This is a genomic window from Virgibacillus salexigens (genome assembly GCF_000723585.1).
Taxonomy (GTDB): Bacteria; Bacillota; Bacilli; order Bacillales; family Amphibacillaceae; genus Virgibacillus; species Virgibacillus salexigens.
In genome coordinates, this window is the sequence record NZ_CCDP010000001.1 from 1,526,628 (window position 1) to 1,546,511 (window position 19,884).

Consider the following 19,884-nt stretch of genomic DNA (forward strand, 5'->3'; position numbering starts at 1 on the left):
TACTCTTATCTTGAGCGGTGGAGGGACTGGCCCTATGAAACCGCGGCAACCTTCGACGAAGTTTATTCGAAAGGTGCTAATTCCTGCGAAGCATAGCTTTGACAGATGAGAGGACGAAATGACGAATTTCAAACGTCTTTCTGTTCTCTTACAGAAAGGCGTTTTTATTTATTTTATAGGGTACAATAATAGATAGTTTGAAATGAAGGAGGAAGACATGTGATATCGATAGAGGGTTTGAGTAAGATTTTTACATCAAACAAGACAGACACAACAGCCGTCGATAATTTGACCCTTTCGATTGATCAAGGAGATATCTTTGGTGTTATCGGTTATAGCGGTGCTGGTAAAAGTACTTTCGTTCGATTACTCAATCGCTTAGAGGAACCAACGAATGGACGAGTAGTTATTAACGATCAAGTCGTGACAGCATTGAATAAAAAGGATCTTAGAATAGCTAGACAAGATATTGGTATGATTTTTCAGCATTTTAATCTGTTATGGTCACGTACGGTGGAAGAGAATATTGCATTTCCATTAGAAATAGCAGGTGTATCGAAAGAAGAACGTTTAGAGCGTGTACATTCATTAATTGATTTAGTTGGGCTTTCAGGAAAAGAACAGTCCTATCCTTCACAATTAAGCGGCGGCCAAAAACAACGTGTTGGAATTGCGCGTGCATTAGCTAATAAACCATCTGTTCTATTATGTGATGAAGCAACTTCGGCTTTAGATCCAGAAACAACAAATGCGATTTTGGATTTATTAGTGGATATTAACCGACAATTAGGTCTAACGATCATTTTAATTACCCATGAGATGCATGTCATTCGCAAAATATGCAATCAAGTGGCAGTGATGGAAAATGGGAAAGTGGTTGAACAAGGAAATGTCTTAGATGTATTCTTGCATCCACAGCAGTCGGTTACCAAAAAATTTGTGAAGCAGGTAATGGGATCTGACGAGGAAGATAATGATATTAACCAATTAATTAAAAACAACGAGCAAGGGAAAATTATTAGGCTTCATTTTGTTGGGGAAACAACCAACGATGCTTTGATCAGCCAAATTATTAAAACATATCAGGTAGATGTGAGTATATTGCAGGGGAAAATCACACAAACTCAGGCAGGGGCTTATGGCACATTGTTCATCCAAATGGGTGGTAATCAGGATGATGTCACCCAAGCGATTACGTTTATTCGTGAACAAACCTCGGTAGAATTGGAGGTTGTCCGTGATGCTGACTGAATTATTTCCAAATCTTAAATTAGAAGACTTAACGACGGCAACATATGAAACATTTTATATGACAATTATTGCTTTAATTGGAACTTTCGTATTTGGAATATTATTAGGTTTATTATTATTCCTTACTAGAAATGGCGGTATGTGGCAAAATAAAGTACTGAACGTTACAACAGCATCGTTTGTTAATATCTTTCGCGCGATTCCATTTATCATATTAATTTTATTGTTATTTCCATTTACAGAGTTTTTAATGGGTACCATACGTGGGCCAAAGGCTGCTTTGCCGGCATTAATTATTGGTTCTGCGCCATTCTATGCAAGGCTAGTGGAAATTGCTTTACGTGAAGTTGATAAAGGGGTTGTAGAAGCTGCCAAAGCAATGGGAGCCAAAACAAGTACTATCATCTTTAAGGTGTTGTTACCAGAATCCATGCCAGCATTAATCTCGGGAATTACGGTAACAGCAATTGCATTAATCGGGTACACAGCTATGGCTGGAGCAATAGGTGCAGGTGGGTTAGGAAGTTATGCATATTATTCTGGTTTCCAACGAAGAGATTTTGATGTCGTACTCATCTGTTCCGTTATTATTGTGGTTATCGTATTTATCTTCCAATTCCTTGGGGACTTTATTACACGAAAATTAGATAAGCGTTAGAAAAATAAGACAAGCAAGAGGAGCGAAAACAATGAAAAAACTAATTACTTCAATCGTACTTTTTATTAGTTTAGGTATTATCTTAGCTGCATGTGGAGGAGAAGAAGGTTCTTCAGATCCAAATACAATAAAAGTAGGCGCTTCAAGCGTTCCTCATGCAGAAATTCTTGAACAAGCCAAGCCAATCCTTGAAGAACAAGGAATTACGCTTGAAATTGAAGAATATGAGGATTATGTTCTTCCTAATGATGACTTAGCAAATGGCGAAATTGATGCCAATTATTTTCAGCATATTCCTTATCTGGAACAAACAATTGAAGATACAGGATATGATTTAGATTATATTGATGGGATTCACATTGAGCCAATGGGTGTTTATTCGAAAGGGATTTCTAGCTTAGAAGCTATTCCTGAAGGAACAGAAGTTGTAATGAGTAATGCCGTAGCAGATCATGGCCGGGTACTATCTTTATTTGAGAAAAATGGCTTAATAAAATTAGATGAAAATGTAAAGAAAGCAGAAGCAACCATTGATGATATTACGGAAAATCCGAAGAACCTGAAGTTTTCGCCAGATTATGGTCCAGCAATGCTTCCTGATTTTTATGAATCAGATGAGAATGCATTAGTTGTGATTAATACAAACTATGCAATTGGGGCTGGCTTAAATCCGCTAGAGGATTCATTAATGGTAGAAGATGAAGATTCTCCATATGTGAATGTAGTTGCAGTGAAAGCAGAGAATAAAGATAATGAAGCATTAAATAAACTAGTGGAAGTATTACATTCAGATGAAATACAGCAATTTATGGAAGAGGAATATGGTGGTGCAGTTGTACCGGTAAGTGGGAATCAAAAATAATGATGGACAAAGGCTATCTCTTTTTAAGGGGATAGCCTTAATTTTTAAACAATTTTGTAATTGGGAGAATAATGAAGGATATGATCGTAAAAAGCGGAACAGAATTTTTTCAGCAAAGTTATAGAGGAAAATTTATTATATAAATGGATAAATGCGTTTTAATTCACTTTGTTTAGGGAAATAAACTTGTGATACGCTTATTAGTGTCAAAAACAAGAAAGGATGATTCCCTATTAATAGTGGAATAGACATGAATTACACTTCAGAAATGGAAAAGGCAATGCAGCAAACCCATCACATTGGTTTTGCTGAATACGAAAGAAAATTAGATAAACGCCTAGCAATTGAGAAAAAGCGTCAACAAGAGCATGAGAAGTGTAAGCATTTTGCTGCTGAATATGAAGGGCATATGAAAAAGTGAAGAATAATTATTAACTATATATGATAACGAAAAAAGGTGCGAATACAATGCGTATTCGCACCTTTTTATTTTGAACTTTATCATGGTGGCATGATATCCTATAAACAAAGGATTTTCCATACTTCAAGGTCTCTGTTTAAAAGAGTTGATAATAAATTCGAAATGATTTAAGATTGTAATGAGAATAAAGTGAGAATGAATCTTACATTCCTTACAGAGTAACAATAAAACTATTTGTATTTGGAGGTATCAATATGGCAGGATCAACATTAGAAATTAAAAACTTACATGTCTCAATTGAAGATAAAGAGATACTTAAAGGTGTAGACCTTACTATAAAAGGTGGAGAATTCCACGCAGTAATGGGACCAAATGGTACAGGGAAATCTACCTTGGCTTCTGCAATTATGGGGCATCCTAAGTATGAAATTACCGAAGGATCGGTTCTTTTAGATGGTGAAGATGTATTGGAAATGGAAGTTGATGAACGTGCACGTGCAGGTTTATTTTTAGCTATGCAATATCCAAGTGAAATTAGTGGTGTTACAACTTCAGACTTCCTTCGTTCTTCCATGAATGCTCGTCGTGGTGAAGGTAATGAAATTTCACTAATGAACTTCATTAAAGAAATGGATAATGTCTTAGACTATCTTGAAATTGATAAAAACATGGCCCAACGATACTTAAATGAAGGATTCTCCGGCGGTGAGAAAAAACGTAACGAAATCCTTCAGCTCATGCTATTGAAACCAGAGATTGCGATTTTAGATGAAATTGATTCTGGACTAGATATTGACGCTTTAAAAGTTGTATCTAAAGGAATCAATAAACTACGTGATGAAAACTTTGGTTGCTTAATCATTACCCACTATCAACGCTTACTTAACTACATTACGCCTGATAAAGTACATGTAATGATGCAAGGCCGTGTGGTTAAGTCGGGTGGTCCTGAACTTGCACAACGCCTTGAATCGGAAGGTTATGAATGGATTAAGGAAGAATTAGGTATTGAAGACGAAACTATCGAGCAAAATGCGTAATGGTAAGGAGGGGTAATATGACTGTGGAAACAAAACTGCCATACGATAAAGAATATATTGATCAGTTTTCGAAAGAAAGAAATGAACCAGAATGGATGCGTGAATTACGCTTCCAAGCACTAGAACAAGCTGATGCTCTTGAATTACCCAAACCTGATAAAACAAAGATCGGTAAGTGGAACTTTAGCCAATTCAAACATACAGCCCCTGGTGATGCTATTCAGTCGCTGAGTGAGTTACCAAGTGAATTACAAGAATTTCTTGATCAGGATAATCTACCTGAGAATCTTCTAATTCAACGAAATCACTCTGTTGCGTACAGTACATTAAGTAAAGACCTCCAAGGCAAAGGAGTAATCTTTACGGATATTTTCACAGCTTTAGAAAAACATGGTGATTTAGTAAAGCGTTATTACATGAAAGATGCAGTTTCGATTGATGAGCATCGTTTGACTGCATTACATGCTGCTTTAATGAACGGCGGTGTCTTTGTATATGTACCAAAAAATGTTGAAGTGGAGGTTCCATTACAGACGATTTTTTGGCAAGAAGACCCAGAGCTAGCACTGTTTAACCATGTTCTTGTTGTAGCGGATGAAGGTAGTTCATTAACTTATGTGGAAAACTATATCTCGCACAATGAACAAGAAGCAACTGTTGCGAACGTTGTAACCGAAGTGATTGCACAAGATAATGCAAAAATTTCATTCGGAGCAGTGGATAATTTTGCTCAAGGTACGACTGCTTATAATAATCGTCGTGGCGTAGCTTACCGTGATGCAACGGTGGATTGGGCATTAGGACAAATGAATGATGGAAATACAGTATCTGAAAACATCACACATTTAGTTGGTGAGAATTCCCTATCCAATGCTAAAACGGTATCGGTTGGTCGAGGAAATCAAACACAGAACTTCACTGCTAAAATCGTTCACTTTGGTAAAAACTCTGAGGGGTATATCTTACAACATGGTGTTATGAAGGATAAATCAACAGCCATTTTTAATGGTATTGGAAAGATTGAACACGGTGCTTCTAAATCAAATGCAGAACAAGAATCTCGTGTACTGATGTTAAGTGAAAAGGCACGTGGTGATGCAAACCCTATTCTGCTGATTGATGAAGATGATGTTACAGCTGGTCATGCCGCATCTGTCGGCCGAGTAGACCCAGTTCAATTGTATTATCTAATGAGTCGTGGTATTACGCAGGAAGAGGCAGAACGCTTGATTATTCATGGTTTCTTAGCACCAGTAGTTAATCAATTACCAATTGAAGCTGTTAAAAATCAATTAACTCAGGTAATTGAAAGGAAGGTTTACTAATGGATGTAAAGGCCATTCGAGAACAATTTCCGATTCTTAATCAGGACGTGAATGGTCATCCTTTTGTATATTTAGATTCTTCAGCAACATCACAGAAGCCAATTTCTGTGATAGAAGCTGTAGATAATTACTACCGAGGCTATAATTCAAATGTGCATCGTGGTGTTCATACACTTGGAACGAAGGCAACAGAAGCGTATGAAGGTGCCAGAGACAAGGTACGTCGGTTTATTGATGCTGAAAGCACTGCTGAGATTATTTTTACCCGTGGTACCACAACATCAATAAATACCGTTGCGTACAGTTATGCAAGAGCAAACTTACAAGCAGGGGATGAGATTGTTATAACTCCGATGGAGCATCATAGCAATATCATTCCTTGGCAACAAGCAGCAAAAGCCACTGGTGCTACATTAAAATATATTCCGTTGCAAGAGGATGGCACATTAAGTCTAGAAGATGTTCGTCAAACCGTAACGGACCGAACGAAACTTGTTGCTGTTACACACGTTTCCAACGTATTAGGGACGGTTAACCCAATTAAAGATATTGCAAACATTGCACATGAGCACGGTGCTGTCATAGTTGTTGACGGTGCTCAAGGTGCACCGCATATTAAAGTAGATGTAACAGATCTTGATTGTGATTTTTACGCATTTTCTGGTCATAAAATGGGAGCACCAACTGGAATTGGTGTTTTATATGGCAAGAAGAAATTACTTGAACAGATGGAACCAGTGGAATTTGGTGGAGAGATGATTGATTTTGTTAATTTATATGACTCTACCTGGAAAGAACTTCCTTGGAAGTTTGAGGGTGGTACACCAATTATCGCTGGGGCTATCGGGCTAGGCGCAGCAATTGATTTTCTTAACGAAATCGGCATGGATCAAATTACAGCGCATGAGCAGCAGTTAGCTAAGTATGCAATGAAGCAAATGCGTACCATTGATGGTATTTCAATCTTTGGTCCAGAGGAACGTGCTGCACTAGTTACCTTTAATCTAGATGATGTTCATCCACATGATACAGCCACTGTACTTGATGCAGAAGGAATTGCTGTTCGCGCGGGCCATCATTGTGCTCAACCGTTGATGCGTTGGCTTGATGTAACTGCAACTGCTCGAGCAAGTTTCTATCTTTATAATACTGAAGAAGATATTGACCGCTTAGTAGATGGACTTCAAAAAACAAAGGAGTATTTTGGTAATGTCTTTTAACAACCTTGATACACTTTACAGACAAGTTATTATGGATCATTATAAAAATCCAAGGAATAAAGGAAGTCTAGAAGGGGATATTTTAACCGTTGATATGAATAATCCTACTTGTGGTGATCGTATACAACTCCAGTTGCAAGTGGAGGATGGGATTGTCAAGGATGCGAAATTCCAAGGAGAAGGATGTTCTATTAGTATGGCTTCCGCTTCAATGATGACACAAGCAATTAAGGGCAAGAAGATAGAGGATGCAATGAAGATGTCTACCATGTTCTCACAGATGATGTTAGGTGAGGAAGTAGACGAAGAAGGTATTGATCTTGGAGATATTCAAGCATTACAAGGAGTTTCGAAGTTTCCTGCACGAATTAAATGTGCAACCCTTTCTTGGAAAGCGATGGAAAAGGGAGTTAATGAAGGGTAACGTGAGTGTTTAATAGTTGATTTCTACCAATACCTGAAGGAGGGTTTACGAATGGCAAAAAATATGCCAGAAATCGAAGAGTACAAATATGGATTTCATGATCGTGACGTTTCGGTTTTTCGCTCAGGCAAAGGGCTAACACGTGAAGTAGTTGAAGAGATTTCTAAAATGAAAGAAGAGCCACAGTGGATGCTTGATTACCGTTTGAAAGCACTAGAGCATTTTTACGAGCGTCCAATGCCACAATGGGGTGGTGATCTATCTGAGTTGAATTTTGATGAGATTGTATATTATGTAAAACCATCTGAACGACAAGGAAGAACGTGGGATGAAGTACCTGATGAGATTAAACAGACATTTGATAAATTAGGTATTCCAGAGGCAGAACAAAAATACTTGGCAGGCGTATCTGCTCAGTATGAATCTGAAGTTGTTTATCACAGCTTAAAAGAAGATCTTGAAGAGCTTGGTATTGTCTTTAAAGATACAGATACAGCATTAAAAGAAAATGAAGAACTCTTTAAAGAATATTTTGGTAAAGTAATTCCTGCAACCGATAATAAATTTGCAGCATTAAATTCTGCTGTTTGGTCAGGTGGCTCATTTATCTATGTTCCAAAAGGGGTACAGACTTCAACACCATTACAAGCCTATTTCCGTATTAATTCGGAAAATATGGGACAGTTTGAACGAACATTAATTATTGTTGATGAAGGTGCATCCGTGCATTATGTTGAAGGTTGTACAGCTCCTGTTTATACAACAAATTCATTGCATAGTGCTGTGGTTGAGATCTTCGTTAAGAAAGATGCATACTGCCGCTATACAACCATCCAAAACTGGGCAAATAATGTGTATAACTTAGTTACAAAACGTGCAACTTGTGATGCGAATGCAACGATGGAATGGATTGACGGAAACATTGGTTCCAAATTAACAATGAAATACCCAGCTGTTCTGCTAAAAGGAGAAGGTGCTCGCGGAATGACACTTTCCATTGCATTGGCTGGTAAAGGTCAATTACAAGATGCTGGTGCAAAAATGCATCACTTAGCACCAAACACTTCTTCTTCGATTGTTTCCAAATCTATCTCGAAACATGGTGGAAAAGTTTCTTATCGTGGTCTGGTTCACTTTGGAAGAAAAGCAACTGGTGCCCGTTCCAACATTGAATGTGATACCTTGATTATGGATAACGAGTCAACTTCAGATACGATCCCATATAATGAAATTAACAATGACAATATTTCATTAGAACACGAAGCAAAAGTATCTAAAGTCTCAGAAGAACAGCTTTTCTACTTGATGAGCCGTGGCTTATCAGAAGAAGAAGCGACTGAAATGATTGTAATGGGCTTCATTGAGCCATTTACAAAAGAACTTCCAATGGAATATGCAGTCGAAATGAACCGTCTGATCAAATTCGAAATGGAAGGTTCCATCGGTTAAAACAGATAAAACCCTTGTCACAGCAATTTTGTGGCAAGGGTTTTTTATAATGGGATATATGTTTGTGCCCGATTTATGCCCTGTAGATTTTCTTAGATCATGTTACAGATGACTCTGATAATTTATAAAAAATTTTAATACAAGGACATTGACAATATGGGATGTGACAATACAACAAACGGGCCAGATCGTGGCACAATACTTGCTTTTGATATGTTGTAGTTTACATAAGAGTTGCTCGGAAAAATAAAAGGTGGTGGGAATTTGTTTGTATATATGTTTTTAATAGGGTTGTTAATAGGCCTTGCAATCTATGCACTTACTTATCTTTTTGTAAAAGCAATGGATAATAAGAAAAGGGTTTTAGTGGTTGCGATAATTGGAGGTCTATCTTTAATTGGAAGTCTTACTGTAATAGGTGGATTTGAAGGTATGCCCTTTGGAGTATTAAGTTTAGGAATTCTGGCAATTTCAATTGTATTAGCTTTGTTTGGCCAAAGTTCATTAGGGAAAAAGTTAATATATACCATTGTCATTTTGTTTATAATTTCGTATAGTGCATTGATCTATTTCAATCAAGTTGATTACTGGATAGTGAAAAAAACACAATATTCTGGTGGAGATGATTTTGGTTCATATACGGAGCAACTTCAGACAGATACAACTATTCAAGGATACGAAACCTTTACTATTTCAGAGGGAAATAAAGCTGTTATTTTATCTTTAGGTGAAGAAATGGCAGGTAACAACATAGAAGTTCTAGATGTCGAGGAATACGGAAACACAACTGAAATAAAAATAAGAACATTTTATAATAACTCAGTTGAAGCGAACCCTGTCATTGCCATTGGACTAAATCGAGTGCAGTCTGAGATTATTATTACGGATACCGATGGAAGGATTTATGAGAAAGCAACAAAAGATGATTAAAACAAAGTTATCAAATCAACTCTAAGTATATGACTTTAAAAAATTTGTTTTTACTTTTAAACAATCGGGCGCGATTAACTAATAAGCATCGCGCCAATATTCATATAAGGACCCTTTCGCGAAAGACGGGGGGATTATTATTAGTTACAAGTTTTATAAATGGGTGATGATAATTGACTTAGTTGCTATTGGTGTACTGCGATTCTTGGCTGGGACATTTTTTGAATACACAGTAACGATTAGAATTATAGATGGGGTATTGTACATCCTTGCCATTGCTTTTGCCGTGATATACTTGCAGAAAAGGCTAAGGATTTCAAACACAAAAAAATAAGCAATCGGGTGCAATTCCAGAACAAGCGTATGCCATATTAGGGCCAGATTGTTGAGTAAGGGAGGTAATCAGATGGTTCATCTTGAAATTGTAAGTTGTACCAAAACAATACGCCGCATTGGAGGGAATAGAAAATGGATGTAAGGACACTTTTGTTAAAACAATGGGCAAGCTGCTTAGATAAAGAAGACTGGTTTCCACCGCTTGAAAAAGTACTAGAGAATATTACTTTGGAACAGGCAATTTGGACACCAGTTGAGGGGGAACATTGCATTTGGGAATTAGTTTGTCATTTACTTTTCTATGAAAAGAGAATTCTGTTACGCTTTCTTGGTGAAACAGCAAATGAACCAAAGGCAGAAAATAATGACGCTACATATCGATTACCAACTGAGACCTTTCAAAATTGGAAGGAAACAAAACAAGAATACTTTTCTGTTCATCGTGAACTTGAAAAAATACTAGCAAAATCAGAACTAGAAGATTTGTATAGACCGATTCCTGATGATAATCCATTAGTGCTTGAACTGAAGAGTTTAGCAATGCACAACGCATATCATATTGGGCAAATTGTATTCCTCAGTAAAATGCAAGGAGCCTGGGCAGGGAAACGCAGCTTTTAAAAAAGCTTCATTAGCTTTACAGTTATTCGTTTACCGGGCGCTTTTCTTTAATAAGGATTAGCGCTTATTTTCATTATAGATTTAACCCTGCCTATACCTTACTTAACCACCGTGCTCTCTTTTACTTCTCAATAAAAACTCTTGGATATACTATAATGAAATAAGAGTGTTTGAATGAAAAGAATTCTTCTTGGAGTTCTGACAGTTAGTTCAATTCTTGTAGTCATATTCAACTTTATGAATAATAATGGGAAGCCGCAGAGTCAAGTGAATGCAAATGACTCTACAGAAGTTAAAAGTGTAGATATAACTCAATCTGAATTTGGAGAAAAGGTTGCTGAAAAATTGGAATCTAAAGGTTATAGCTCAACTGGTTTAATCATGAGTCAAGACTATGAAAAAAGGATAAAGTATATTGTGGTAATCTCGGAAACTGAAAATAAAGGAAAGGCCACAAAAAAGGATATACAACAAACCTTTGAGAAGGTTGCTAAGTCCTATGAGTCAAAACCATTTACTGTTCAGTTACAGGAAAAGCGACAGTAATATTAGAAAATATGATTCATGTTGTATATCAACCCCCTCAACTAACGGGTGCAGTTGTTGATTAACCACCTCTGTGCGGGAATTGGACCATTTTGTTGAACAAGAAAGCAATTTAAAGTTTAAAAGTTCTATTAAGAAAGGTTGGTTTTAAATTTGGAATTTAAGGAATTCACTGCAGCACAGGTAAGAATAGCTAGACCTACTGATAAATTTGAAGAAATCATAAATTTTTATCAATATGGCTTAGGACTTAAACAAATTCAACAATTTAAAGGGCATAGGGGTTATGAAGGAGTCATATTTGGATTGCCAGATGTTGATTATCATTTAGAATTTACCCGCCATATTGATGGTAGTCCTTGCCCTGCCCCAACAAAAGATAATCTCTTAGTATTTTATATAACTAGTAAAAATGAAATCAATAAAGTATCAGAACGGTTAAGGAAAATGGGATATACAGAGGTTAAACCGGAGAATGGATACTGGAAGGAACAAGGGATTACAATAGAAGATCCCGACGGTTGGCGAATAGTATTAATGAACAGGTCTTATGTCCAATAAATTATTAACTCTGTTTTTTTAGCTGGCTTATTTCATTAACGGGCGCGTTTATCGAATAACGCGTCCTTCTGTTATAGGGCCATTTAATGGAATAAGCAAGGTATCAAAAAAAATTTTAGAATTGAACTTGACAACAAACAGATAATCTTTTATATTTGTTACAGTCAGTACTGACAGTTAAAAAGAATAGAGGTTATTTGAATGACTTCAAGTAGAAAACAGGCTACTTCTGATAAAATCATGAACGTTGCTATAGATCTTATGGCAGATAGAGGATACAATGGCGTATCGACTGAAGAAATTGCAACAAAAGCCGGGTTTAGTGAAAAAACGCTGTTTAGGCACTTTAAAAGCAAACAAAATCTGTTAGAGACAGCCTTTCAACGTTATCATTATGCAGGAAGGATGAAAGATCTCTTTGATGAGAACATAAAATGGGATCTTCATGCAGACTTACTAATGATAAGCCAAACGTATCACAGGATCATGTATCAGAATCGAAAAATGATTCAAATTAGTGCAAGGGGACATAAAGATCTTCCTGGATTTCAGGAGGCTACTCATAAGCATCCTCAACAGTTAAAGGAGTTCTTAACTGAATACTTCAGAGAAATGTGTGAAAAGGGAAAAGTTATTAAAACGGATCCTAAAAGGCAGGCTGTTGCATTTCTATACATGAATTATGGTGCAGCTATGGGACGAATCAATAAGGACCCAATACTAGAAGTTATTCCTATTGAAACCTTTATCGAAGAAAGTGTCTCGATATTTACTAGGGGTTTAACCCCCTAGTCATTTTTTGAAAAATATGTCAGTCAGTAGTGACGATCAAAGGTGGGTATGGTTACTAATCAAATACTTATTCTTGTCATCGTGCACCCTGACCGTTTAGTTGGAAGTATTTTATGGTTTTATGTGATCAGTTTGGAGATGGCAATCACTTATTGTAGTAAAGTCGCGTTACCAGACAAAGTTGTTATTTAATTTGAGGAGGTTAATTAATATGCCGAGAATAAAAGAGAACGAATTTTTTACGGTAATGGTAGAGTTCGAGGTCGACCCAACATATCAACAAGCATTGATTGATGGAATTGCTGATCAAGTCGAACAACACTTTACCCATTTCACTGGATTTGTTTCAGCAAGCTTTCATGCAAGTGAAAATGGAAGTCGGGTGGTGAACTATGGGCAATGGTTGTCAAAGGAAGCTTGGGAGAGTAGCTCTCCAGCAACTGGTTTTGATATAGCCAAAGCATCCATCGCTGAAGTTATTAAGCGCTGTGGGGCCAGGACTGTAGAGGTCGATACCTTTCAAGTTACACAAGTGATCGAGAAAACATGAAGACAAAAAAGTAGCTCTTTATCAATAATACAATGCTTATTTCAAAAAACAATTTTGTTTAAAAGCAACAAAGTTAAAATTCAGGAGCTTGTTCCCCTGGATAGAAAGTATATATTTTTATTGGAGGAGTAAAACATGATTAAGATAGCAATTATTATTGGGAGTACGCGTCCGGGTCGCAATGGGGAGGCAGTAGCACGTTGGGTACATGAAATAGCAAATAGACGCAGTGATGCCGAGTTCGAGATTGTGGATATTGCAGAGTATGACTTACCATTGCTCGACGAGCCCATGGGAGCAGCATCCGGGCAGTATACCAAATCTCATACAAAAAATTGGTCTAAGAAGATTACTTCTTTTGATGGCTATGTTTTCGTTACTCCCGAGTATAACCATGCAACATCCGGCGCTCTTAAGAATGCTATTGATTATTTATATAAGGAGTGGAACAATAAAGCTGCTGGTTTTGTAGGATATGGTGCCAATGGAGGTACTCGTGCAGTCGAGAACTTACGGCTTATCATGGGTGAACTTATGGTTGCCGACGTGCGTGCTCAAGTCGCATTATCACTATTTACTGACTTTAAAAATTTTAGTGATTTTAAACCTGAATCCTTTCAAGAGGAGTCTGTCAACAAAGTAATTGACCAAGTCATTTCTTGGAGCAATGCATTGAGAGTTCTTCGAAATATTGAGTAGATTTATCGTTGAATACTAATTATTGTTGTATAAAAATTAGTAAATGAGTTTCCGTTATCGTGCGCATTTCCGAAGTTGAAATGCGCTCTATTTTTGAATAGGACAATTTAGTTGAAGAAGGACTTTTATAGTTAAACTAGAATTAGAAGTATAAGGGTACTGAAACAATTGTCAAGGAAGTTGTTTAATCATTTATTTGTAAAATGATCAATTTTAAAAAGTGAAATAGGAGGATCTTTAAAATGACGCATCCCGTTTTAAAAATGTACGACTACCACGCATGGGCAAATAGAGTGATCATTGATCGTTTAAAAGAACTGCCAGAGGACATTTATCATAAGGAAATTCAAAGTGGTTTCTCTTCGGTATCAAAGGTGTTATCCCATATTTACATCGTAGACTGTACCTGGTTTGGTGTTATCTCAGGTAAAAGTATGAGTGAAGCGATGACGTCTGCGAATGAATTAAGTGAACAAGTGGAGACAAAAAATATTGATGAAGTGGAAAAGTTATACTTAGATTTATCTGAGCGATATAATGCACTTCTCAACAGCCAAGAAAATCTGGAAAGGGTAATTTCAGTTAATAATCCATATGCAGGGTTGCTTGAGACTTCTGTTTCTGAAACTGTACTACACGTAGTCACTCACGGATCCTATCACCGTGGGAATATAGCCACCATGTTGCGGCAAATGGGACACACCTCTGTCATGCAAGATTATGGACTTTACCTATATCAAAATAGGTAGAGTAACTCAAGCACCAAACTTCATGATTATTCAATTTAAAGGGTTGTTTAGAACAGTTCTTCAACTTTGGTAGTACTAATGTTGATTAAGATTTGAACTAATTTCAACGACCCTGAGTTATTCCGTAATAGACCAGCTATAAAAAGTCAAGCATTATTTGTAAATTATTTTCCTGTAAATCCTTTTTTTCTACGCATTTTTGTACGACAAATAGACCACCCGTTTGGGTGATTTTAGAAATTGGATGAATAAGTTGTTTATAATTCTTTGATTAAGCTCGAGGTTCATAAGGCTGTCCATCTCTCAAAATCGCAAATATGATGTGCGTTAATTTCCGAGCGACGGCGCCTACCGCAGTTCCATAAACTTTTTCTCGGTTTCTTAATTTTTGATAATAAAGGGATAATGCAGGATCATGAAAACTAGCCACAAATGCTGCTTGCCAAATAGCGCGTCTCAGATAAGGCGAGCCACGTTTTGACATCTTGGTATAGGAACTGTTGAACTCGCCCGATTGGTTGACGGACGCATCTAGACCGGCAAACGCCACTAACTGTCCAGGACGCTCAAAGCGATTAATGGATCCAATTTCACCTAATATGACGGCAACTGTTAGGTGACTCACTCCAGTAATGGTCGTTAAAAAATGCTTTTGTTGATTCGAGAGCTCCATCATTGTTACCTCGATTTGTACTAATTGTTTTTCAAGTAACATGATTTGTTCCAATAAAAGTTGGATCTGCATCCTAAAAACGTCTGTACCGATGGAAACTCCAAGAAAGCGATGATTTTCCGTTTAACATCGGGGCTTTGGTCAACTAAGGTATAACGTAATCGCTCAAGATGCCGAAGTTGAAGTAAATCTTCTTCTATAAAAGGCGTTTCTTTCGGGGAGTCAATGCGAATTACCTGAGCAATGAGAAAGGCATCCTTCACATCCGTTTTTGTCTTACGAATATAAAAGTTCCGTAAAGCATCGGACTGCATCGGGTTAAAAACAGTAACCTTAAACTCAAGTTTATGAAGGAAAGAAAAAACAGATAACCAATAATGACCGGTGGCTTCCATACCACAAACACAATTTTCGGGTGTAGCTTGGTGTTGATTCAGGAATTTAAGGAGTTTATCACTACCTGTTTTAGAGTTAGCGAAACGTACTGTTTTTCCAATAGAATTGCCTTTTTCGTTAATCAATCCAGTTTCGTGATGACGTTTTCCAATATCAATTCCAAGATAGATCATAACAACACCTCAAAGTAAAATTAACCAGAGTAGAAGGAAAACCTCTAAAACTTGATAGATACCCAACCTCGTTCGATATACGACAACCACGTGTCATCCAGCTCATTCGAATAGGTCTATAAAGAAAGAGGTGCCAGTCTATTGCACGAAGACAATGCTTCAAGGGCGCAGAACGGCATCCTCTCTCTGATTTAAATCCATTATACCTTGAATGAAAGGTACATAGATTTATCACCAGAAAAAATCTGGTTAATAATAATATACGAAGGGCGCTTATCCCGAATTGAACTGCACCTCCAATTTGTTAGTTGTGTCTAACAATTGGGGTGCAGTTCAGAATAAGAGTTGTGCTCTTTATTTATGAAAAGGGTCATTTAATCGAATAAAAGAAATGGTATAGATATAAAGGAATTGTTTTAGTAATCTAGAAGAAGTCTATAGTAATAAATTTTACACATAAGGAGATAAAACTATGGCAAAAAACAAATTACTAAGAATGGACAATGTCGGCATCGCTGTAGAATCCCTTGATAACGCAATCCTTTTCTTTGAGGAGATTGGCTTGAACCTCGAAGGACGAGCCACTGTCGAAGGTGAATGGGCTGGTCGCGTAACCGGATTGGGTTCTCAGTGCGTAGAGATTGCTATGATGGTTACCCCAGATGGTCACAGCCGAATTGAACTTTCACGATTTCTCAACCCACCTACTATATCAGATCACCGGACTGCTCCTGTAAATGCGCTTGGTTATCTACGCGTCATGTTCACCGTTGAAGATATTGACGAAATGGTATCCAGACTCACTAAGTATGGTGCTCAGATCGTTGGCGAAGTGGTTCAGTACGAAGACTCGTATCGGCTCTGCTACATTCGTGGAACCGAAGGAATTCTAATCGGTTTAGCGGAACAACTCGGTAACAAATAAGTAAGTAACGTTTTTATATAAAGCCTTTACTGAAATGTTATATGCCAATCCGTCTCAATTTGAAAAAAATTCTTATTCAATAAAAGGGCGCGCTCACGGAATTAAAGAATACGCCCGCTGTTGGCTCATAGGGCCAGATTGTGGAGTAAAAAAGATTTTTAGCAATCGAGAAGAAATCCTTGGCAGTCGTATGAAGTAATGGTATTAAGTTAATGGGCAGGATAGTTCAATAGTATTTGTTACTAAAAAAGATAGTAAGATAAAAATCGGCAACTGTCCCTTTCCCTAGTTTAATTATACCATAGTTTCCTGACCATTTTTAGACTGTTATTTATTTTTAAAAATTGTTAGCATAAATCAAGTAATGTTGCTTCTTTGACGCAGTCTGCAGCTATTAAATGGGAGGGAAAGAAATGAATCAATATGTTTTAGAGCTTCAGGAGATTGATAAAACAAGACAAAGGGCGACCGGAGGCAAAGGGGTTAATTTAGGGGAATTATCAAAAATTCATGGAATACAAGTGCCGGAAGGATTTTGTGTTACGACAGAAGCCTATCAAAAAGCTCTCGAACAAAATGAAGCCTTCTACGCATTGTTGGATCAACTAACACTGCTTAAAGTAGAGGATCGAGATCAAATTGGTGAAATCAGCAGGAGGATTCGAAAAACCATAATGGAAACAGAGGTTCCTTCCGATGTTATGGGCGCAGTCGCTGACTATCTCTCCCAATTTGGCGATGAACATGCTTATGCAGTGCGTTCCAGTGCAACTGCTGAAGATTTACCATATGCCTCTTTTGCCGGTCAGCAAGAAACCTATTTAAATATTATCGGAAAAGAAGCTATTTTGAGTCACATCCGAAAATGTTGGGCTTCCCTATTTACGGATCGTGCGGTAATCTACCGAATGCAAAACGGATTTGATCACAGACAAGTGTATTTATCCGTTATCGTTCAAAGGATGGTTTTCCCACATGCTTCAGGAATTTTATTTACTGCTGACCCCATTACCTCCAATCGAAAGCTGCTATCAATCAATGCCAGTTTTGGACTTGGAGAAGCATTGGTCTCTGGTTTGGTATCCGCCGATTGTTATAAAGTAAAGGAAGAGGAAATCATCGATAAAATGATCGCAATCAAAAAATTGGCCATATACGGACGAAAAGAAGGCGGAACAGAGACCCAGCAGATAGATGCGGATCAGCAAAAGACTCAAACACTTACTGAACAACAAATTTTACATCTGGCACGCATCGGAAAACGGATCGAAGCTTATTTTGGTTGCCCACAAGATATCGAATGGTGTTTGGTTGACGATACATGTTATATTGTTCAGAGTCGTCCAATCACGACTTTATATCCCATCCCTGAAGCGACTGATCAAGAAAATCACGTTTATGTATCTGTTGGGCATCAACAAATGATGACTGAAGCCATGAAACCATTGGGATTGTCTTTTTTCCTGTTAACGACTCCTGCACCCATGCGTAAAGCTGGTGGAAGGTTGTTTGTTGATGTCTCCCATCAACTGGCATCACCTGACAGCAGAAAGAATATAATAGATGCCCTAGGACAATCCGATCCCCTCATAAAAGACGCACTTATGACTATCGTAGAGCGAGAAGACTTTATTAAATCATCACCAAATGATATAAAAGTACAGAGTCCTGAACAAAGCAATAAAGGTATATCGGTTATGGATTCTCAAGCACAAATCGAAAAAGAACTGAAAATTGTTTCTGATTTGATTAAGAGCAGTCAAACATCGATAGAAGGGTTAAAACAAAACATCCAAACGAAATCAGGTTCAGATTTATTTGATTTTATTCTAGAAGATATACTGCGATTAAAGAAGGATCTATTTGACCCACGTATGAGTGTGATTATGGATGCGATGGATGCTTCATCATGGATCAATGAAAAAATGAATAAGTGGTTAGGCGAAAAAAACGCAGCAGACACGCTTTCTCAATCTGTACCAAATAATATTACTTCAGAAATGGGTCTGGCGCTTTTGGATGTTGCCGATGTGATTCGCCCTTATCCGGAAGTAATTGATTTTTTACAGCAAGCAAAAGACAATAACTTTTTGGATGAACTGGTTAAGTTTGACGGTGGAAAGGAAGCTCAGAACGCCATAATAGCTTATCTTAACAACTACGGAATGCGATGTGTTGGAGAAATCGATATTACGAAAACCCGTTGGAGCGAAAAACCAATTACACTTGTCCCTATGATTCTTAGTAATATCAAAAACTTCGAGTCTAATGCCAGCAAACAGAAATTTGAGCAAGGTCGACGTATTGCTTTGAAAAAAGAACAAGAGTTATTAGATCGATTGAAGCAATTACCGGATGGTGGCCAAAAAGCTAAAGAAACAAAACGAATGATTGACCTAATTCGGAATTTCAGCGGGTTTAGGGAATATCCAAAATACGGTATGATTAATCGCTACTTTGTTTATAAACAGGCTTTACTGAAAGAAGCCGAACAGCTCGTACAAGTAGGCGTGGTTCATGAAAAAGAAGATATATACTATCTCACTTTTGAAGAACTTCGTGAAATCGTACGCACACATAAACTGGATGATCAGATCATTAGTAAACGAAAAGATGAGTACAAATTATATGAAAAACTAACTCCTCCACGTGTGATCACGTCTGATGGTGAAATCATTACAGGAGCATACAAACGAGAAAATCTCCCAGCAGATGCTATTTTAGGTCTTCCTGTCTCTTCCGGAGTTATAGAGGGACGCGCTCGGGTCATTTTAAACATGGGAGATGCTGATCTAGAAGATGGAGATATATTAGTCACAGCCTTTACCGACCCTAGCTGGACACCATTGTTTGTATCCATAAAAGGTCTAGTCACCGAAGTTGGCGGACTGATGACCCATGGAGCGGTTATCGCACGTGAATATGGCTTGCCAGCAGTTGTTGGAGTGGAAAATGCTACGAAGCTGATCAAGGATGGACAAAGGATCAGGGTGAACGGAGCAGATGGGTATATAGAAATACTATAATTGATTCAATTAAATCATAAAAGAAGAACGTTTGAATTAGGAGAATCATTAACAATGTGGTGCTTTGCGGTCTAGGGTAAGAACTTTGTCACTGGGACATATAAGGGAACAGTAACTAAAGATAGATATTAATGTATATTAAGTTTATCTTGAAATCGAGTCTTACGTTAAAGGGTGCAAATCTGGAATAAGGTCTTTCCTGAATCGGGCCAGATTGTCGAACAACGCGATACTCTTGATTTCTAGAAGGGTTGTAC

The 19,884-nt window shown here is 37.5% G+C and carries 20 protein-coding genes, 1 pseudogene and 1 riboswitch; of the genes and pseudogenes, 20 read left to right on the forward strand and 1 reads right to left on the reverse strand.

All coding sequences use genetic code 11. The features are described 5' to 3' along the window. The first annotated feature begins 2 nt into the window (after window positions 1–2). A riboswitch (SAM riboswitch) is annotated at window positions 3–112 on the forward strand. A 107-nt stretch (window positions 113–219) separates the two neighbouring features. The 18 genes from BN990_RS06895 to BN990_RS06970 all read left to right on the forward strand — a co-directional run bounded on the left by BN990_RS06895 (window position 220) and on the right by BN990_RS06970 (window position 14,434). Further along, window positions 220–1,251: a methionine ABC transporter ATP-binding protein gene (locus BN990_RS06895; protein WP_038243091.1), complete on the forward strand. Its 1,032-nt coding sequence runs from the start codon at window positions 220–222 to the stop codon at window positions 1,249–1,251. Continuing rightward, complete coding sequence (locus tag BN990_RS06900; RefSeq protein ID WP_021288974.1) at window positions 1,241–1,909, forward strand: methionine ABC transporter permease; 669 nt, start codon at window positions 1,241–1,243, stop codon at window positions 1,907–1,909. Before BN990_RS06895 ends, BN990_RS06900 begins: the two co-directional genes overlap by 11 nt. A 31-nt stretch (window positions 1,910–1,940) precedes the next feature. Beyond that, window positions 1,941–2,771: a MetQ/NlpA family ABC transporter substrate-binding protein gene (locus BN990_RS06905; RefSeq protein ID WP_021288973.1), complete on the forward strand. Its 831-nt coding sequence runs from the start codon at window positions 1,941–1,943 to the stop codon at window positions 2,769–2,771. A 250-nt stretch (window positions 2,772–3,021) separates the two neighbouring features. Beyond that, window positions 3,022–3,192: a hypothetical protein gene (locus tag BN990_RS22910; protein WP_021288972.1), complete on the forward strand. Its 171-nt coding sequence runs from the start codon at window positions 3,022–3,024 to the stop codon at window positions 3,190–3,192. Window positions 3,193–3,446: 254 nt separating this feature from the next. Then, on the forward strand, window positions 3,447–4,232 hold the full coding sequence (gene sufC, locus BN990_RS06910) for a Fe-S cluster assembly ATPase SufC (protein WP_021288971.1): 786 nt from the start codon (window positions 3,447–3,449) through the stop codon (window positions 4,230–4,232). Window positions 4,233–4,249: 17 nt separating this feature from the next. Continuing rightward, window positions 4,250–5,557 (forward strand): Fe-S cluster assembly protein SufD, encoded by a 1,308-nt coding sequence (gene sufD / locus BN990_RS06915; RefSeq protein ID WP_038243094.1) that lies wholly within the window; start codon window positions 4,250–4,252, stop codon window positions 5,555–5,557. Then, window positions 5,557–6,777, forward strand: coding sequence for a cysteine desulfurase (locus BN990_RS06920; RefSeq protein ID WP_038243098.1), 1,221 nt, complete (start codon window positions 5,557–5,559; stop codon window positions 6,775–6,777). Before sufD ends, BN990_RS06920 begins: the two co-directional genes overlap by 1 nt. Next, window positions 6,767–7,201, forward strand: coding sequence for a Fe-S cluster assembly sulfur transfer protein SufU (gene sufU, locus BN990_RS06925; RefSeq protein WP_021288968.1), 435 nt, complete (start codon window positions 6,767–6,769; stop codon window positions 7,199–7,201). Before BN990_RS06920 ends, sufU begins: the two co-directional genes overlap by 11 nt. 51 nt (window positions 7,202–7,252) lie before the next feature. Next, complete coding sequence (gene sufB, locus BN990_RS06930; RefSeq protein ID WP_021288967.1) at window positions 7,253–8,650, forward strand: Fe-S cluster assembly protein SufB; 1,398 nt, start codon at window positions 7,253–7,255, stop codon at window positions 8,648–8,650. Window positions 8,651–8,914: 264 nt separating this feature from the next. After that, a complete protein-coding gene (locus tag BN990_RS06935; protein WP_021288966.1) occupies window positions 8,915–9,580 on the forward strand; it encodes a hypothetical protein in 666 nt (221 codons plus the stop codon). A 468-nt stretch (window positions 9,581–10,048) separates the two neighbouring features. Next, a complete protein-coding gene (locus BN990_RS06940) occupies window positions 10,049–10,537 on the forward strand; it encodes a DinB family protein (RefSeq protein ID WP_021288964.1) in 489 nt (162 codons plus the stop codon). Window positions 10,538–10,711: 174 nt separating this feature from the next. After that, window positions 10,712–11,083 (forward strand): hypothetical protein, encoded by a 372-nt coding sequence (locus tag BN990_RS06945; RefSeq protein WP_038243101.1) that lies wholly within the window; start codon window positions 10,712–10,714, stop codon window positions 11,081–11,083. Between the two features lie 153 nt (window positions 11,084–11,236). Next, complete coding sequence (locus tag BN990_RS06950; RefSeq protein ID WP_021288962.1) at window positions 11,237–11,644, forward strand: VOC family protein; 408 nt, start codon at window positions 11,237–11,239, stop codon at window positions 11,642–11,644. Between the two features lie 201 nt (window positions 11,645–11,845). Beyond that, window positions 11,846–12,436 carry a TetR/AcrR family transcriptional regulator gene (locus BN990_RS06955; RefSeq protein ID WP_038243104.1) on the forward strand — a complete coding sequence of 197 codons (591 nt, stop codon included), beginning with the start codon at window positions 11,846–11,848 and terminating at the stop codon, window positions 12,434–12,436. Between the two features lie 48 nt (window positions 12,437–12,484). Further along, complete coding sequence (locus tag BN990_RS22515; RefSeq protein ID WP_155974746.1) at window positions 12,485–12,628, forward strand: hypothetical protein; 144 nt, start codon at window positions 12,485–12,487, stop codon at window positions 12,626–12,628. Between the two features lie 19 nt (window positions 12,629–12,647). After that, window positions 12,648–12,986, forward strand: a complete 339-nt coding sequence (locus BN990_RS06960) for an antibiotic biosynthesis monooxygenase (RefSeq protein WP_038243106.1) — start codon at window positions 12,648–12,650, stop codon at window positions 12,984–12,986. 135 nt (window positions 12,987–13,121) lie between these two features. After that, entirely contained in the window at window positions 13,122–13,685 is a 564-nt protein-coding gene (locus BN990_RS06965; RefSeq protein WP_021288959.1) for an NADPH-dependent FMN reductase, read from the forward strand. Between the two features lie 242 nt (window positions 13,686–13,927). Further along, complete coding sequence (locus BN990_RS06970; protein ID WP_021288958.1) at window positions 13,928–14,434, forward strand: DinB family protein; 507 nt, start codon at window positions 13,928–13,930, stop codon at window positions 14,432–14,434. 271 nt (window positions 14,435–14,705) lie between these two features. On the opposite strand, the pseudogene BN990_RS23685 reads toward BN990_RS06970, so the two are convergent. Then, window positions 14,706–15,676, reverse strand: a pseudogene (locus tag BN990_RS23685) (IS110 family RNA-guided transposase). Window positions 15,677–16,148: 472 nt separating this feature from the next. Here BN990_RS23685 and BN990_RS06980 point away from each other — a divergent pair. Both BN990_RS06980 and ppsA read left to right on the forward strand, forming a co-directional pair. Next, entirely contained in the window at window positions 16,149–16,601 is a 453-nt protein-coding gene (locus BN990_RS06980) for a VOC family protein (protein WP_021288957.1), read from the forward strand. A 413-nt stretch (window positions 16,602–17,014) separates the two neighbouring features. Next, window positions 17,015–19,627 carry a phosphoenolpyruvate synthase gene (ppsA, locus tag BN990_RS06985; protein ID WP_038243108.1) on the forward strand — a complete coding sequence of 871 codons (2,613 nt, stop codon included), beginning with the start codon at window positions 17,015–17,017 and terminating at the stop codon, window positions 19,625–19,627. Window positions 19,628–19,884: the final 257 nt, after the last annotated feature.

What these genes read in the sequence shown, in the direction of transcription:
- BN990_RS06905 (WP_021288973.1), top strand. Translation starts at nt 1,941, where the DNA reads ATGAAAAAACTAATTACTTCAATCGTACTTTTTATTAGTTTAGGTATT.
- BN990_RS06970 (WP_021288958.1), top strand. Translation starts at nt 13,928, where the DNA reads ATGACGCATCCCGTTTTAAAAATGTACGACTACCACGCATGGGCAAAT.
- BN990_RS06900 (WP_021288974.1), top strand. Translation starts at nt 1,241, where the DNA reads ATGCTGACTGAATTATTTCCAAATCTTAAATTAGAAGACTTAACGACG.
- BN990_RS06940 (WP_021288964.1), top strand. Translation starts at nt 10,049, where the DNA reads ATGGATGTAAGGACACTTTTGTTAAAACAATGGGCAAGCTGCTTAGAT.
- BN990_RS06965 (WP_021288959.1), top strand. Translation starts at nt 13,122, where the DNA reads ATGATTAAGATAGCAATTATTATTGGGAGTACGCGTCCGGGTCGCAAT.
- sufB (WP_021288967.1), top strand. Translation starts at nt 7,253, where the DNA reads ATGGCAAAAAATATGCCAGAAATCGAAGAGTACAAATATGGATTTCAT.
- BN990_RS06920 (WP_038243098.1), top strand. Translation starts at nt 5,557, where the DNA reads ATGGATGTAAAGGCCATTCGAGAACAATTTCCGATTCTTAATCAGGAC.
- BN990_RS22910 (WP_021288972.1), top strand. Translation starts at nt 3,022, where the DNA reads ATGAATTACACTTCAGAAATGGAAAAGGCAATGCAGCAAACCCATCAC.
- sufD (WP_038243094.1), top strand. Translation starts at nt 4,250, where the DNA reads ATGACTGTGGAAACAAAACTGCCATACGATAAAGAATATATTGATCAG.
- BN990_RS22515 (WP_155974746.1), top strand. Translation starts at nt 12,485, where the DNA reads ATGGTTACTAATCAAATACTTATTCTTGTCATCGTGCACCCTGACCGT.
- BN990_RS06955 (WP_038243104.1), top strand. Translation starts at nt 11,846, where the DNA reads ATGACTTCAAGTAGAAAACAGGCTACTTCTGATAAAATCATGAACGTT.
- BN990_RS06960 (WP_038243106.1), top strand. Translation starts at nt 12,648, where the DNA reads ATGCCGAGAATAAAAGAGAACGAATTTTTTACGGTAATGGTAGAGTTC.
- BN990_RS06945 (WP_038243101.1), top strand. Translation starts at nt 10,712, where the DNA reads ATGAAAAGAATTCTTCTTGGAGTTCTGACAGTTAGTTCAATTCTTGTA.
- BN990_RS06980 (WP_021288957.1), top strand. Translation starts at nt 16,149, where the DNA reads ATGGCAAAAAACAAATTACTAAGAATGGACAATGTCGGCATCGCTGTA.
- ppsA (WP_038243108.1), top strand. Translation starts at nt 17,015, where the DNA reads ATGAATCAATATGTTTTAGAGCTTCAGGAGATTGATAAAACAAGACAA.
- sufU (WP_021288968.1), top strand. Translation starts at nt 6,767, where the DNA reads ATGTCTTTTAACAACCTTGATACACTTTACAGACAAGTTATTATGGAT.
- sufC (WP_021288971.1), top strand. Translation starts at nt 3,447, where the DNA reads ATGGCAGGATCAACATTAGAAATTAAAAACTTACATGTCTCAATTGAA.